We start from the raw sequence: 14358 nt of genomic DNA, 5'->3' as shown, positions 1-14358 counted from the left end.
TTCGATCTTGCACCCGGTCAGTAACAGGTGATGGGTTGGAGCGGGTCAGCGGCGCGGGGTGTGAGGGCTTCGTAGGCGGCGGCAATGGACTTCACCGCGAGGCGGAGTTCGGGTTCGGAGTGGGTGAATGGCAGGCGGATGAAGCGTTCGAAGGCGCCCTGGACACCGAACCTCGGTCCGGCGGCGAGCAATACACCGTGGTTGGGGGCGGTGGCGGCCAGTGCCGTCGAGACCGGGGCCGGTAGTTGCGCCCACACCGACATGCCGCCGTCGCCGACGATTGTGCGCCAGTCCGGGAGGTGTTCGGCGAGCGTGGCGAGCAGGGTCGCACGCTGGGCATGGAGTTGGTCGCGCCGGCGGGTGAGGACGGTGTCGGCATGTTCGAGCAGGTGGATGGTGGCCAACTGGTCCATGACGGGCGTACCGAGGTCGACGGTGGAGCGGATGCCGAGCAGTTTCGTTATCAATGTTTGGTTCGTGCGTATCCAGCCGACGCGCAGACCACCCCAGAAGGATTTCGAGGCCGAGCCGATGGTGATGATCTCGCTGCCCTTGGCGAAGGCCGCGACCGGCGGGGGCGCGGTCCGGTCGGTCAGGCTCAGATCCACCATCGATTCGTCGATCACCACGGTCATCCGGGTCTCGCGGGCGATGGCGGCCAGTTCGGCGCGGCCTTCGGCATCGAGCAGCAGGCCGGTCGGGTTATTGAAGTCCGGCACCAGGTAGGCCAGGGTGGCCGCGGTTTGTCTTGCGGCACTGCGGATTCCATCGAGATCCCAGCCGGATTCCGGAGATTCGGGGCGCAGCGGCACCGGCACCGGACGGGCGCCGACATCGCGGATCGCCTCGATGGCATTGGGATAGGTCGGGTGGTCGATGAGCACCCGGGCCGCGGGTGCGGTGAGCACATTCAGCAGCAGACGCAGGCCGTGTTGAGCGCCGAGGGTGACCAGGATATGGTCCGGTTCGGTGGGCAGGCCGCGCTCGGTGTAGCGGCGGGCCACTGCTTCGCGTAGCGCGAGCACGCCGATCGGATCCATACCGTGCGTGCCGAGATAGGCCGGAATCCCCTGCAGCGCAACGGAGTACGCCTCCTGCATTTCCAGCGGCGCGGCCATCGCGGCATAGGTCATATCGACGGTCGGCAGTTCCGGTTGCGCCATCATCGCGAGGATGCTGCGGGCCGGTTTGCTGCCGTCGTGCTGCACGTCGCGCGGGAGGGCGACGGTGCTTCGCGAACCCTGGCGGCTGATCAGATAACCGTGTTCGCGCAGCAGGCTGTAGGTAGAGGTGATGGTGGTACGGCTGACGCGGAGGGTCGCGGCCAGGTCGCGCTCACTCGGCAGGGCGACGCCGAGCGGTGCGCGGCCATCGTGGATGAGCAGACGGATACCTTCGGCGAGAGCCAGATAGGCCGGGCGCGTCGACCGGCGCTCCCCCGGTTCGCCGTTCTCGTCGGCACTGCGCCAGCTCCCCAGATCACGGGCAAGGCTGGCGGCACCGATAACTCTCGTCGACATAAAGTCCAGTATTGGCCGAGTGGATATTTAATGGCAAGGCCAGTGGGCGCACCCTGGCTCGCATGACCGCCCTCGCCACCCTGCTCGTGATCGCTGCCTTCGCCTATCTCGTCCACCGGTTCGGACCGCGACGCCCGAGCGATGGCTTCCGCCTCGATCGGTTCCGCGCGCCGGGACCGTTGACCGAATGGTCGCCCTCGTACTACGAAAACCAGCGCCAATACGCGGATCTCACGGCAATCTACGGCCGTGGCGACGTGCCGGATCCGGATGTTGCCGCCCGCGCGCATCCCGAACGGGCCGGGCAGCGCCGGATCTCGAACCCGGGTTGCGGTGCCGTGAAGTCGACCGTCGGTGGGGCCAAGGCCAGTTCCGGAAAACTGGACTGGTCTGCTCGAAGTTGTCGGACCCGCAGTGCACACTGACCGTATGAGTGCTTCCGCTCGCTCGGTCACCGGGTCGGCGCTGTTCGACACCGCGATCGGCACCTGCGCGATCGCCTGGACCGACGACTTCGTCTTCCGATTCGGACTGCCGGAGGCGAGCCCCGCCGCGACGCGGACCCGGATCATGCGTCCGAGCAGCCGAATTCCGGACGCCGAGAAAATTCCGGAGGCGACACCCACCGGCCCGATCGCCGATGCTATCGCGCACATCCGGGCCCACCTCGCCGGCGAACTCGACGATCTGCGCTGGATTCCCGTGACCATCAAGGGAATTCCGGAATTCCACCGCGCCGTCTACGAAGTCACCCGCGCCATCGATCCGGGCCGCACCCTCAGCTACGGCCAGATCGCCGACCGCATCGGCGCCCCCGGCGCAGCCCAAGCCGTCGGACAGGCCCTCGGCCGCAACCCGATTCCCCTGATCATCCCCTGCCACCGCGTCCTGGCCGCCGATCACGCCCTCACCGGGTTCTCCGCTCCCGGCGGCATCACCACCAAACAACGTCTTCTGGAAATCGAACGCACCCCCGGCTTCGGTGAACCCACCCTCTTCTGACCTGACCGCGGGCCAGCGCGACCGCGATCTACTTTTATCGCTGCTGGGTGCGCAGTCGGCACGGCATACGGTGCGCTCGGATGAGTTGGGGCTACGGCATCGGGTGGGGCGTTGGTGCTGGGTCAGTCAGGCCGCGCGCCCGGCCGGCGCTGATCACACGCTCATGAGCTGCATCGTTTCGCCGGGATTCGACTTCGCCGACTGCACCATCGACTGATCAGTCGATTTCCAGTACACCCTCGTCGACGGCCCATTTGATCGTCTTCTCCAACTGCGCGCAGGATTCCGGGCGCCCCGGCCCGTAACCCTGCGCGCTGAGCCTGGCGAAGACCGGGCAGCGCGCGGCCGGATTCTCGGTCCACTGCACCGAAGTCTGGTGCGTCGAACTTTTCCGGACCAACACTTCGATTTGGCATGACTGACACCGCAGCGGTGTCAGTCCCTCCTCCAGATAGCGCTGCTTGTCGACGACGGTCTGGGCCTGCACCGCGGCCCGCCGCGCCGGTTGGTCAGCGAAGTCGGGTGCTTTTGCCCAGGTCGGCGCCATCAGACTCCTGCTTCCGCTTCCGTTTCCCGCTTGCGCCGCAGATTCTCGGCGACCTCGGCCTCCCATGCCTCATTCGCCTTGGTGGTATCCACCTCGAATTCGAAGCGCTGGGTCATCTTGTCGGTCACGTCGGCCAGATCCACATAGAACTGGTCGTACCATCGACGCAACTGGTAGACGGGGCCGTCCTCCTCGCACAGCAGGGGATTCTCGACCTTGGATTTATGCTTCCAGATCTCGACATCCTGGAGGAACCCAACGCTGATCCCATCGGTCATCTTCGCGGCCAGCTTGTCGGCCATCTCACTGTCGACGCCCTTCGGCTTCTCCAACGAGACGCCCCATTGCAGCACGAACGAATCCTGCGTCACCGGATAGTGGCAGTTGATCAGGACACTCTTGACCTCGTATCCGCTGTAGATATTGACCAGCGGATTGATCATGTAAGACGGCCCGAAGTACGACGCCTCCGACTTCAACAGGGTGTCGCCGCCGTACTTCGAGGCCATGCCGATATCGGGACGACCCTTGGTCTCCAGGAACTGAGTGGCGATATGCCCCTCGAAGACGTTCTTGAAGTACGTCGGGAAGGCGAAGTGGATATAGAAGAAGTGGGCCATGTCCACCACGTTGTCGATGATTTCGCGGCAGTTCGCGCCCTCGATCAGCAGGGAGTTCCAGGTCCATTCGGTCCACCCGCTGTCGAGTTGTTCGCTCGGGTTGCCATCCGCGTCGGTGTACGGACCGACGATGTGCGGAATGGTCACCTCCGGCGACGGCTGGCTGCCCTCGACATCGTGCCAGACGAACAGTTGGCCGTTGCGCTCCAGCGTGGTCCACTTGCGGGTCCGCGCCAGCGGCGGAACGCGCCGCGCATAGGGAATCGCGGTGCATTTGCCGGTGGTGCCGGACCAGCGCCAGTCGTGGAATGGGCAGGCGATATCGCCGTTCTTGACTTCACCCATGGTCAGGTCGCCACCCATATGCCTGCAGTAGGCGTCCAGCACCCGGATTTCGTCATTGCTGTCGACCCAGACGACGAGCTTGGTTCCGAACACCTCGACCGCGTGCGGCTTGCCGTCGCGGAACGACTTCGCCAAACCGAGGCAATGCCATCCCCGCGCGTATCGGGTGGGCGTGGAGCCCACATCGAGCTCGCGAACCTTCGCACCGCTCCGCAGTGCCGGATTTGCCGCCTCCCGGGTCCCTCCGGGGTTACGCGCGCTGCCGCCTCCGGGCCCGTCGCTCGGCGGCGGTGTCGGATTTGCCGCCTCCCGGGTCCCTCCGGGGTTACGCGCGCTGCCGCCTCCGGGCCCGTCGCTCGGCGGCGGTGGGGTAACTGCCATCGCGATTCCTCCTCATTCTGTACTAGAACACGTTACAAAAATGTCGCGTTCCACGCCAGCGATTCAGTCGACCACCTGCGAATCGGTGACGAATGGCCCTAATGGTCACCCGTTCTCGACATAAATAAGAACCTGTTCTAGTCTCAGAGGCAAATGAGTACCGGTTACCAATCCGACCAGGCAGGAGCGGCTCCCGCGATGACGCAAGAAGTGACCGAACGGGTCGAAGCACTGTTGCCGATGCTGCGCGAGCGCGCACAGGAGGCCGAGGACCTGCGGCGCATCCCCGACGAAACGATGAAGGCACTGCAGGAGACCGGCTTCTTCCGTCTGCTGCAGCCCAAGCAGTGGGGTGGCCATGCGGCCGATCCGGTCGTGTTCTACGACACGGTTCGCAAGCTCGCCAGCGCCTGCGGTTCCACCGGCTGGGTGGCGGGCATCGTCGGCGTGCACAACTGGCACCTCGCATTGTTCGCGCAGCAGGCGCAGGAGGATGTGTGGGGCGAGGACAACGAGGTCCGGATCTCCTCGTCGTACGCCCCGATGGGTGCGGGCACGGTCGTCGACGGCGGCTACCTCGTCAAGGGCGCGTGGGCCTGGTCCTCGGGCTCGGATCACGCCACCTGGGCAGTGCTCGGCGGTCCGGTGATCAAGGACGGCAAGCCGGTCGACTTCGGCAGCTTCCTGATCCCGCGCACCGACTACCGCATCGATGACGTGTGGAATGTGGTCGGCCTGCGCGGCACCGGCTCCAACACCGTTGTGGTGGAAGATGTTTTCGTGCCGTCGCATCGGTTCCTCAGCTTCCGCGCGATGAGCGAGCTGAAATCCCCCGGTCTGGAACAGAACTCCGATCCGGTGTACAAGATGCCTTGGGGCACCATTCATCCCACGACCATCTCGACACCGATCGTCGGCATGGCGTACGGCGCGTATGCCGCCCATGTCGAACATCAGGGAAAGCGGGTGCGGGCAGCCTTCGCCGGTGAGAAGGCCAAGGACGATCCGTTCACCAAGGTGCGCGTCGCCGAAGCATCCAGCGATATCGATGCGGCCTGGCGTCAGCTGTCGGGCAATGTCGCCGACGAATACGCATTGCTGGTGGCGGGCAAGGAGATTCCGTTCGACCTGCGGGTGCGGGCCCGCCGCGACCAGGTGCGCGCGACCGGCCGGGCGATCGCATCGATCGATAAGCTCTTCGAGGCCTCCGGTGCCACCGCGCTCGCGAACGGCACTCCGCTGCAGCGCTTCTGGCGGGACGCGCACGCCGGTCGGGTGCACGCGGCCAATGATCCCGAGCGCGCGTATGTCATGTACGGCACGCACGAGTTCGGGCTTCCGGTTACCGACGGCATGGTCTAGGCATGACCGCGACAGCCGAACTCACCTACGAATCGACCTCGCGATACGCGCAGGCGCGGCCCGATCTGCGCCTGCACTATCACGAGGCCGGAGTCGGCAACGGCCCGACGATCGTGCTGCTGCACGGCGGGGGGCCCGGTGCCTCTTCGTGGTCGAACTTCGCCCGCAATATCCCGGTGCTGGCGCGCGACTTTCATGTGCTCGCCGTGGATCAACCGGGATTCGGGCGCTCGGATAAGCCGACCGAGCATCCGCAATACTTCACGCACAGCGCCGCGGCGCTGAAGGATCTGCTCGATGCGCTGGAGATCACCGAACGCGTACACCTGCTGGGCAATTCGCTCGGCGGCGGTACCGCGGTGCGATTCGCGCTGGACTATCCGGATCGGGCGGGCAAGCTGGTGCTGATGGGTCCGGGCGGGTTGAGCGTCAACCTGTTCGCACCGGATCCGACCGAGGGGGTGAAGCACCTCGCGAAGTTCAACCACGAGCCGACCAGGGAAAACCTGGAGGCATTCCTGCGGATCATGGTCTTCGATCAGTCGCTGATCACCGATGAGCTGATCGGTGAGCGCTTTGCCTCGGCGAGTACGCCCGAGGCACTGGCCGCAACCAGGGCGATGGGAAAGTCCTTCGCCGGAGCCGATTTCGAGCAGGGCATGATCTGGCGCGACGCCTATACGCTGCGCCAGCCGGTGCTGCTCATCTGGGGCCGGGAGGATCGGGTGAATCCACTCGACGGCGCGCTGGTTGCGACGAAGATGATTCCACGGGTGCAGCTGCACGTCTTCGGTGGTTGCGGGCACTGGGCCCAGCTGGAGAAGTTCGACGAATTCAACCAGCTGACAACGGACTTCCTTGCCGGCGTGAAGGAGAAGTGATGGGTATTCGATCACTGGCGTATCTGCGCATCGAGGCCACCGATATGGCGGCCTGGCGTGAATACGGCCTCAAGGTGCTCGGCATGGTCGAGGGCAAGGGTACTGATCCCGAGACGCTGTACCTGCGCATGGACGACTTCCCGGCTCGGCTGGTCATCGTGCCCGGCGAGCAGGATCGGCTGCGGGCCTCCGGCTGGGAGACCGCCAATGCCGCTGAGCTACAGGATATTCGGGACCGGCTGGATGCGGCCGGGGTGCCGTTCAAGGAGGGCACCGCACAGGAGAAGGCAGATCGCCGGGTCTACGAGCTGATCTCGTTCGAGGATCCCTCCGGCAACACCCTGGAGGCGTTTCACGGTGCGGCACTGGAACATCGGCGGGTGGTCAGCCCCTACGGGCACCGATTCGTCACGGGCGAACAGGGACTCGGCCACGTGGTGCTCAGCACCTCCGACGATGCGGCCGCGCTGACCTTCTACCGTGATGTGCTCGGCTTCCGGCTGCGCGATTCGATGCGGCTGCCACCGCAGATGGTCGGGCGGCCCGCCGACGGTGAACCGGCCTGGCTGCGCTTCTTCGGCTGCAACCCGCGCCACCACTCGCTGGCCTTCCTACCCATGCCGACGCCGAGCGGCATCGTGCACCTGATGCTCGAGGTCGAGGGCTCCGACGATGTCGGGCTCTGCCTGGACCGCGCACTGCGCAAGAAGGTGAAGATGTCGGCGACACTGGGCCGGCACGTCAACGACAAGATGCTGTCCTTCTATATGAAGACACCGGGCGGCTTCGACGTCGAATTCGGTTGTGAAGGTTTGGAAGTCGACGACGCCGACTGGATCGCGCGGGAATCCACCGCGGTCAGCCTGTGGGGTCACGACTTCACGGTCGGACAGCGGCAGCAGTAATGTACCGGGCGAGCGGGGAGATGATGACGACCGACGAATATCCGGCGATCGACGGGCGGCAGTTCCGAAATGTACTGGGGCAGTTCTGCACCGGCATCACGGTGATCACCACCTTCGATACCGACAGCGCCCCGATCGGCTTCGCCTGCCAATCATTCGCCGCCCTGTCCCTGGAACCACCGCTCGTGCTGTTCTGCCCCACCAAGACCTCCCGGTCCTGGGCGGCCATCGAACAGTCCGGACGTTTCTGTGTGAACGTCCTCGCCGAGGAACAGCAGCAACTGTGTGCCCGCTTCGGTTCCCGCGAACCCGATAAGTTCGCCGAAACCAAGTGGCACACCTCGGAACTGGAGCTCCCGCTCCTCGACGACGCCCTGGCCACCATCCAGTGCACGGTGAACAGCGTCGTCGACGGCGGCGATCACTACATCGTGATCGGCCGAGTGCTGGCCCTGTCGGAGTCGACCAGTTCCGGCAGGCCGCTGTTGTTCTACCGCGGCCAGTACACCGCCATCGAACCGGATAAGACCGTACCGGCGCCCTGGCGGCACGATCTGGAGCATTTCCTCACCACGACGACGCTGGACACCTGGCTGTAGAAAATATGGCCCCACCCGGAATCGACCGGGCGGGGCCATATTTCAGTCCGCAGCGCGAGTGCTGCGGAAGGTGAGAGCGACGACGAAGGTCAGCGCGGCGATGACCACAGCGCCCGCGAAGGCGGCGGTGATGCCGCTGACCAGGGCGTGCTGTGCCGAACCTCCGGCATCGCGGGCCGCGGTGCCGAAAATGGTGACCAGAATGGCGAGACCGAGCGTGGAACCGGTCTGCTGCAACGTTTGCAGCGCGCCACCGGCGGCTCCGGCTTCGGTCGGCGCGACACTCGACATGATGATCACGTTGAGCGGCGAAAAGGCCAGGCCGATACCGCTTCCCATCAGGATCATGGCGATGAACAGCATCGGGAAGTACGCGGTATCAACGGTCAGCCGGGTCAGCAGCACCAAACCGGTCGCCATCAGCAATGTGCCGATTACCGTCACCGGTTTCGGGCCGAAGCGTGGCAGCAGCCGCGGGATCAGCCGGATCATGGTGAACATCAACAGCGCGGTCGGCATGAACGCGAAACCTGTTGCCAGCGCGCTCAATCCGAGCACTTCCTGCAGATATTGGGTGAGGAAGAAGAACATCGACATACCGGCCATCGGGCCGAGGAACATATTGGCGTAGGCCGCGGCGCGATTGCGATCGGCGAACAGCCGCAGCGGCAGCAGCGGCTGGGCCGTGCGCGCCTCGATGGTCAGGAAGGCGACGATCAAGATGACGCCCACAGCCAACCAGATATCGGTGCCCGCATCGCTCCAGCCGTGTGATGCGGCGCTGATGAAGCCGTAGACCAGCGCGGCAACGCCGCCGGTCGCGGTCACCGCACCTGGCAGGTCGAGGCGGGCGGGCTGGCGCCCCGCGGCGGGAGCGACGGGCTCGGAGGCGGCAGCGGAGCGTGATGACGGAGAGACCCGCGAGCGCCGCAAATCCAACCCAGCATCCGGCAGATAGCGCAGTGCGAACACGACGACGGCCAGGCCGAAGGGCACATTGATGAACAGCGCTGAGCGCCAGCTCAGCCATTCGGTCAGCAGGCCGCCGATGATGAGGCCGATCGCGAAGCCCGCGCTGGACATGCCGGAGAACAACGCGAGCACCCGCATCCGAGCCTTGGGTTCACTGAATGTGGTGGTCAGCAGTGCGAGAGTGCTGGGACCGGCCATGGCCCCGCCGATGCCCTGCACAACGCGGGCGACGAGCAGCCAGGTGGCCGACGGTGCCAGCCCGCCCGCCAGCGAGGCCAGCGTGAACAGTGCCGTACCGGCAATGAACAGGTTGCGACGGCCGAACAGATCGCCCGCCCGACCGCCGAGCAGCAGCAGACCACCGAAGACCAGGGTGTAGGCGTTCATCACCCAGGACAGATTGGTCGCGGTGAAGTGCAGGTCGGTGCGTATGCGCGGCAGCGCCACGTTCATGACGGTGATGTCGAGGATGATCATCAATTGGCAGGTCAGCAGGGTGACCAGCACTATGCCGGATCGGAGCCGACCGGCGCCGGTGGTTGCGGGCACACGGGTGTCCGCGGACGTGGTGGTGGACAAAGAACGCTCCATGAATAGGGCTCAAGCGGAGGGAGCCTCCGGTTTCGATAGAGCTATCATATGGAGGGTTCCTCCAGTTACGCAACCCTATCTGGAGGGTCCTTCCGTTTTCCAGTGGAGGGAATATGGCAGCACCGTCGACGGGACGGCCGATGCGCGCGGACGCCCGGCGCAACTACGAGCGGGTCGTGACATCCGCTCAGGAGGCATTCGCCGAACAGGGACCCGACGTCCCACTGGAAGAGATCGCCCGCCGCGCCGGTGTCGGCATCGGCACGCTCTACCGGCACTTTCCGAGCCGCGAGGTGCTGATCGAAGCCGTATACCGTTCCAGCATCGAACAATTGAGTGCCCGCGCCCACGAGCTGCTCGAAACGCATTCGGCCGTCGAGGCTTTCGAAATCTGGCTGCGCGAACAAGTGCAGTGGGTGATGGCCAACCGTAGCCTCGCAACGACGATGAAGGCCGGTATGGACAAGGGCTCACCGACCTTCACGCTGTGCCGCTCGATGATCACCGACGCGGCGGCCGCGCTGCTGAACGCGGCACAGGATGCGGGCGATATCCGTCGCGATATCGAACCGCGCGATCTGCTCAGATTCGGCCACGGCATCGGGGTCGCCTGCGAGACGGTTCCCGAAGCCGCTCCTCGGATGATCGACGTGACGCTGGACGGTATGCGCGTACCGAACTGAACCGGCAGCGGAATGCCGAGGGCACGATCCACAAGGCCGTTTGGCCTCGATTCGCTCCGCAAGCGATCCCAGACGCCCTCTGGTTGACTTTCCCGGCAGTGCGCCGGGTAGCGATCGAACCTACGACCTTCGGATTAAAAGTCCGCAACTCTGCCAGCTGAGCTACCGGCGCATCGAGACCTCGACGAGAATCGAACTCGCGTCCCGCTGTGCATGCGTCAGCGCGGAAACGGGTCGAAGCCACCTCCATCACCGACGGACAAGGCCGCGACCGAACTCGGTCGCGGCCTTTCCAGTTGAACCCCATCGTCATCCCCTGCCGTGGTCGAACATATCGATCCCGATCTCTTGGACCGCAGCGATTAGTCCGGTGTCGGATTCGATAACATCGCAGATATCCTCGCCACGAATAGCGAGCATTTGTGCGAATGAGAACGGTTCGCCGATCATTCCGTCCGGGTAGACAGCCGACCATGTCCCGTCGTCGCGCCGAAGCCAAGACGACGGGACCTCCACAGGTTCCGGGTCACGCTCGGGCAGGGCGCGCAACTCGTCCGCCAACCTGGTCAGCTCGTGTTGATCCATGGCTAGAACCCGAAGCGCATGCGCGGAGTTGACTGGGGCACAAGCCGTTTGGTGTGGACAAGGAACGTCTTGGCTTGCAACTTGACCGCGCACACCGTGATCGGGCAGCCGATATGTGCCTGCATGACATGGTGCGCGAGTTCGCGGGTCATCTCGTCGCGCGGGTGGTGGTCGAGAAGGTGGTCCATGGTCGGCCTTCCAAAGATGTTGGAGGCACCCAGAGCCGGGGCGGATGAATCGCCACTAGCCAGCGCGCTCCATGTGCGCTGACCGGTGTGCCCTAGCAGACTGCGGCGGCGGATAGCTGGGGCCTTTCCCGGTTCTGGGTGCGCGTCCAGCGTGTGCCAAGCGCCAAAGCGGTTGTGTACCAACATGACGACTTGGAAAAACTCGTCTAAATCACCTGGTCGCGTTGTGCAACGCCATCTATGATCGGCGCATTCTGCAACACGCAAAGACATCGGAATGCAACGAGAGGGGGAGGCGTGATCGATGACGACGAGCCAGAGGCAATCGGCAGCACCTTGCCGCGTAGGCAGCTCGGCCGATACCTGAAAGACGCACGCGAGGGTGCCGGACTCACTATGGAACGGGCCGCTACGCTCATGGAGTGGAACAAGTCCACCCTCAGCCGTCTAGAACGAGGATTGACCGAAAAGGTAAGAGTCCGTGATGTTTTGGGCCTGTGCGAGGTGTACGGCCTCGATCAAGAGAAGGTCGATGCAGCCAAGCAACTGGCCGAACAGACCCCGGCCCGTTCGTGGTGGCGAAGCTATGGTGACGTGATCGCGGCGAAGTTCAACACATACGTCGGGTTGGAAGGCGGCGCTAGTGAATTGGCGATCTTCCAGCCGCTGATCGTGCCTGGCATACTTCAAACCGCTGATTACGCGAGAATCCTTGATAGACAGTACTTTCCGAAAGATTCGGATGAGGAACTGGAACGCCGCGTAGCGCTCCGAATCCAGCGTCAGCACAGCGTCACGCGCCAGCGTCAGCCAGTGCAGCTCTCGGTCATCCTGCATGAGAATGTGCTGCGTACCGTCGTCGGCGGGCCGCGCGTAATGGCTGCCCAGTTGCGCCATATCGCGGACCTCAGCACCCGCGAAAACGTCCAGATACGAGTCCTGCCGTTCCGTGCAGGCTTCCCCACCGGCATCGTCGTGTCACAGTTCATCATCATGACGTTTCCCAAGGACAGCAGGGGCAAGCCGGTTGAGCCGACCATAGTGTTTGCCGAGAGTTTTACCGGAGACGTCTACCTTGAAGGCGTGGACGACGTGCGTAGGTGTCGCCAGACGTTCCGTAGCCTGCTGGCAGCGACGCTGGACGATCGCCCGAGCAGAGACTTGGTGAGAGAGATAGCAAGGGAGTATGAGCGTGAAAACTGACCTGACCGGGGCGCAGTGGTTCAAGTCCAGCCACAGTTCCGGGGGGAGCGAATGCGTTGAGGTCGCGTTCCTCGACGGAGACATGGTCGGCGTGCGGGACACTAAAAACCCGACCGGCCCAGCGCTAGTCTTCACCCCCAGCGAGTGGGATGCCTTCATCGGGGGTATCGCGGAGTTCGAGCGCTAGAGCACACGAAGGCCCGGCGCCGTTGGATTTGGCGCCGAGCTTTCTGAACGCCGAAGGCACGGGCTTGCCAGACAAGCCCGCTACCCCCGAAAATACGGTGCCCTCAGCAGGATTCGAACCTTCGACATCTCGGGCTTCAACCGAGTGCTCTGCCAGCTGAGCTGAGAAACCGTGGCGAAAACTATTGTGACGCAGATCGGAATCGAACTGCCCCGGTACGCGAACGATCATGCGGAATCGGACGCCTCACGTTGGAGTTCGAGGGCGATATCGATTCATGGCGGCGGTGCTGCCGCCTGCGTGCCATGTGCCGCAATCCCGCGTTCGGCCTCCAAGCGTCGGTCCGTCCTGGCATCCTCGAAATACCGACTGCGGCAAGGGGAATCATGGCAACTGTCCCACCGAACTGGTATCCCGACCCTCAGGACACCGCGTTCTTGCGGTACTGGAACGGCACGGAATGGACCGATACCCGAGCACCCGCCTCTGCCGAAGCGACCGCCGAGCAGCCCCAGCCCGCCGTTGCACAGGCCGGGAAAGTACCACTGCTCGGCGCCCGTGCCTACGCGAAGCGTCAGTCGCAGGTGCTGGCAGAAGCGCTCGCTGACAATCAAAGACTACGAGCGCAATTGGACAGCACCGGCGGACTTGAGATCATCGAGCTGCAACGGCTCCGAAACCAACTCGCCGCCCAGATCACCGCGGAGCAAGCGCAACTCGATGACCTGCGCTCGCAGCTGATCAAGACTCGAGAGGAGCAGGTGCTGCAGGAGGTCGGCATCTACGAATATCGCCATCCGCTGTCGGACGCGGTCGGATTCCGTGATGCTCTGACGCATCTCCAAGGTGAAATCAAGGAGATGGCCCGGCGCGATGGCGGCGCGATCCAAGCGTCAACGGCCTGGGTCGTCGGCGACTCGGCCAGCAAGGGACGCAAGATGATCCGCGAATACTCCACGCTGATGCTGCGTGCCTACAACGCCGAGGCCGACAACCTCGTTCGCGGTCTCAAGCCGCACAAACTGCCCAACGCGCAGCAGCGCCTCAACAAGGTCGCCGAGATCTTGGAGCGGCTGGGAGAGACAATGCAGCTGCAGGTAGCGCCCAAGTACCATGCGCTCCGTCACCAGGAGCTCGAACTGACCGCCGACTACCTCGAAATACTCGCACGCCAGAAAGACGAGGAACGCGAACAACGCGACAAGCTCCGAGAAGAGAACAACGTTCGTCGAGAACTTGCTCGCGAGCGAGAGGCACTCGAACGACAGCAACAGCACTGCGTCAATGACCTCACCGAACTCGAGGCCGCAGGCAACACGGACACCGCCCGTGCAGGCGACCTGCGAGCAGAGTTGGAAGACCTGGAAAGTCGCCTGACCGTCGTCAAAACCAAGGAAGAGAACATTCGCGCCGGATGCGTGTATGTCATCTCCAATATCGGCGCGTTCGGCGAGGGCGTGATCCAGATCGGTGTGACACGCCGGCACGACCCGAGAGATCGCATCCGTGAATTAAGCAGCGCAGCGGTGCCGTTCAAATACGATCTTCACACCATGTTCTTCGATTATGACGCGGTTGGCATCGAAGAAGAGATGCATCGACTGCTCGCGGACAGGAGAGTCAACAAGGTCAACAAGCGCCGTGAATTCTTCCACACCACCCCCGCCGAGGTGCGCGATCACCTCCAGAAACTGACTGGACAGCTCATCGTATTCAACGAGATCGCCGAAGCCACGGAATTTCGCCAGAGCCGCGCCGCCGAACGTGCTGCGGATCAGGAATGACGT

The 14358-nt window shown here is 64.0% G+C and carries 17 protein-coding genes and 3 tRNA genes; 11 read left to right on the top strand and 9 right to left on the bottom strand.

All coding sequences use genetic code 11. From position 1 onward, the window contains the following. Positions 1-17 precede the first annotated feature (17 nt). Positions 18-1520, bottom strand: a complete 1503-nt coding sequence (locus AB0J29_RS21110) for a PLP-dependent aminotransferase family protein (protein ID WP_364788570.1) — start codon at positions 1518-1520, stop codon at positions 18-20. 11 nt (positions 1521-1531) lie between these two features. Here AB0J29_RS21110 and AB0J29_RS21105 point away from each other — a divergent pair, with 11 nt between their 5' ends. Genes AB0J29_RS21105 through AB0J29_RS21095 form a run of 3 tightly spaced genes read left to right on the top strand, consistent with a single transcriptional unit; the run spans position 1532 to position 2739 of the window. Continuing rightward, entirely contained in the window at positions 1532-1945 is a 414-nt protein-coding gene (locus tag AB0J29_RS21105) for a hypothetical protein (RefSeq protein WP_364788567.1), read from the top strand. Positions 1946-1949: 4 nt separating this feature from the next. Continuing rightward, complete coding sequence (locus AB0J29_RS21100) at positions 1950-2522, top strand: methylated-DNA--[protein]-cysteine S-methyltransferase (protein ID WP_364788564.1); 573 nt, start codon at positions 1950-1952, stop codon at positions 2520-2522. Then, positions 2503-2739, top strand: coding sequence for a cupin domain-containing protein (locus AB0J29_RS21095; protein ID WP_364788561.1), 237 nt, complete (start codon positions 2503-2505; stop codon positions 2737-2739). The genes AB0J29_RS21100 and AB0J29_RS21095 overlap by 20 nt, the downstream gene beginning before the upstream one ends. On the opposite strand, the gene AB0J29_RS21090 is transcribed toward AB0J29_RS21095, so the two are convergent. Continuing rightward, positions 2740-3069: a hypothetical protein gene (locus tag AB0J29_RS21090; protein ID WP_364788559.1), complete on the bottom strand. Its 330-nt coding sequence runs from the start codon at positions 3067-3069 to the stop codon at positions 2740-2742. Further along, positions 3069-4415, bottom strand: coding sequence for a Rieske 2Fe-2S domain-containing protein (locus AB0J29_RS21085; protein ID WP_364788556.1), 1347 nt, complete (start codon positions 4413-4415; stop codon positions 3069-3071). The genes AB0J29_RS21090 and AB0J29_RS21085 overlap by 1 nt, the downstream gene beginning before the upstream one ends. Positions 4416-4613: 198 nt before the next feature. On the opposite strand from AB0J29_RS21085, the gene hsaA reads away from it, so the two are divergent. From hsaA to hsaB, 4 genes are read left to right on the top strand one after another with little or no spacing between them, the layout of a single operon-like run. Continuing rightward, positions 4614-5777, top strand: a complete 1164-nt coding sequence (gene hsaA / locus AB0J29_RS21080; RefSeq protein ID WP_364788553.1) for a 3-hydroxy-9,10-secoandrosta-1,3,5(10)-triene-9,17-dione monooxygenase oxygenase subunit — start codon at positions 4614-4616, stop codon at positions 5775-5777. 2 nt (positions 5778-5779) lie between these two features. After that, entirely contained in the window at positions 5780-6658 is an 879-nt protein-coding gene (hsaD, locus tag AB0J29_RS21075) for a 4,5:9,10-diseco-3-hydroxy-5,9,17-trioxoandrosta-1(10),2-diene-4-oate hydrolase (RefSeq protein WP_364788550.1), read from the top strand. Then, on the top strand, positions 6658-7563 hold the full coding sequence (gene hsaC / locus AB0J29_RS21070) for an iron-dependent extradiol dioxygenase HsaC (RefSeq protein ID WP_364788547.1): 906 nt from the start codon (positions 6658-6660) through the stop codon (positions 7561-7563). The genes hsaD and hsaC overlap by 1 nt, the downstream gene beginning before the upstream one ends. Before the next feature lie 23 nt (positions 7564-7586). Beyond that, positions 7587-8162, top strand: a complete 576-nt coding sequence (gene hsaB / locus AB0J29_RS21065) for a 3-hydroxy-9,10-secoandrosta-1,3,5(10)-triene-9,17-dione monooxygenase reductase subunit (protein WP_364788763.1) — start codon at positions 7587-7589, stop codon at positions 8160-8162. 42 nt (positions 8163-8204) lie between these two features. On the opposite strand, the gene AB0J29_RS21060 is transcribed toward hsaB, so the two are convergent. Further along, positions 8205-9713, bottom strand: a complete 1509-nt coding sequence (locus tag AB0J29_RS21060; RefSeq protein WP_364788544.1) for an MFS transporter — start codon at positions 9711-9713, stop codon at positions 8205-8207. 125 nt (positions 9714-9838) lie between these two features. Between AB0J29_RS21060 and AB0J29_RS21055 the strand changes: the two genes are divergently transcribed. Continuing rightward, positions 9839-10408 carry a TetR family transcriptional regulator gene (locus AB0J29_RS21055; RefSeq protein WP_364788541.1) on the top strand — a complete coding sequence of 190 codons (570 nt, stop codon included), beginning with the start codon at positions 9839-9841 and terminating at the stop codon, positions 10406-10408. Positions 10409-10507: 99 nt separating this feature from the next. Here AB0J29_RS21055 and AB0J29_RS21050 read toward each other — a convergent pair. From AB0J29_RS21050 to AB0J29_RS21035, 4 genes are all read right to left on the bottom strand, one after another. Continuing rightward, a tRNA-Lys gene (locus AB0J29_RS21050) sits at positions 10508-10580 on the bottom strand. Between the two features lie 4 nt (positions 10581-10584). After that, positions 10585-10675: transfer RNA gene (locus AB0J29_RS21045), tRNA-Arg, on the bottom strand. Positions 10676-10717: 42 nt separating this feature from the next. Further along, entirely contained in the window at positions 10718-10969 is a 252-nt protein-coding gene (locus AB0J29_RS21040; RefSeq protein WP_364788538.1) for a hypothetical protein, read from the bottom strand. A 26-nt stretch (positions 10970-10995) separates the two neighbouring features. Beyond that, positions 10996-11181 carry a hypothetical protein gene (locus AB0J29_RS21035; protein WP_364788535.1) on the bottom strand — a complete coding sequence of 62 codons (186 nt, stop codon included), beginning with the start codon at positions 11179-11181 and terminating at the stop codon, positions 10996-10998. A gap of 297 nt (positions 11182-11478) precedes the next feature. Between AB0J29_RS21035 and AB0J29_RS21030 the strand changes: the two genes are divergently transcribed. Together AB0J29_RS21030 and AB0J29_RS21025 are read left to right on the top strand one after the other, a co-directional pair. Beyond that, on the top strand, positions 11479-12384 hold the full coding sequence (locus AB0J29_RS21030; RefSeq protein WP_364788532.1) for a helix-turn-helix transcriptional regulator: 906 nt from the start codon (positions 11479-11481) through the stop codon (positions 12382-12384). After that, a complete protein-coding gene (locus tag AB0J29_RS21025; RefSeq protein ID WP_364788529.1) occupies positions 12374-12571 on the top strand; it encodes a DUF397 domain-containing protein in 198 nt (65 codons plus the stop codon). Before AB0J29_RS21030 ends, AB0J29_RS21025 begins: the two co-directional genes overlap by 11 nt. A 101-nt stretch (positions 12572-12672) precedes the next feature. Here AB0J29_RS21025 and AB0J29_RS21020 read toward each other — a convergent pair. Next, positions 12673-12734 (bottom strand) — tRNA-Phe (locus AB0J29_RS21020). A 223-nt stretch (positions 12735-12957) separates the two neighbouring features. Between AB0J29_RS21020 and AB0J29_RS21015 the strand changes: the two genes are divergently transcribed. After that, entirely contained in the window at positions 12958-14355 is a 1398-nt protein-coding gene (locus AB0J29_RS21015) for a DUF4041 domain-containing protein (protein ID WP_364788526.1), read from the top strand. Positions 14356-14358 lie beyond the last annotated feature (3 nt).

The sequence above is a fragment of the Nocardia sp. NPDC049707 genome, assembly GCF_040674855.1.
Taxonomy (GTDB): Bacteria; Actinomycetota; Actinomycetes; order Mycobacteriales; family Mycobacteriaceae; genus Nocardia.
This window is presented reverse-complemented; position numbering and strand designations above follow the sequence as displayed.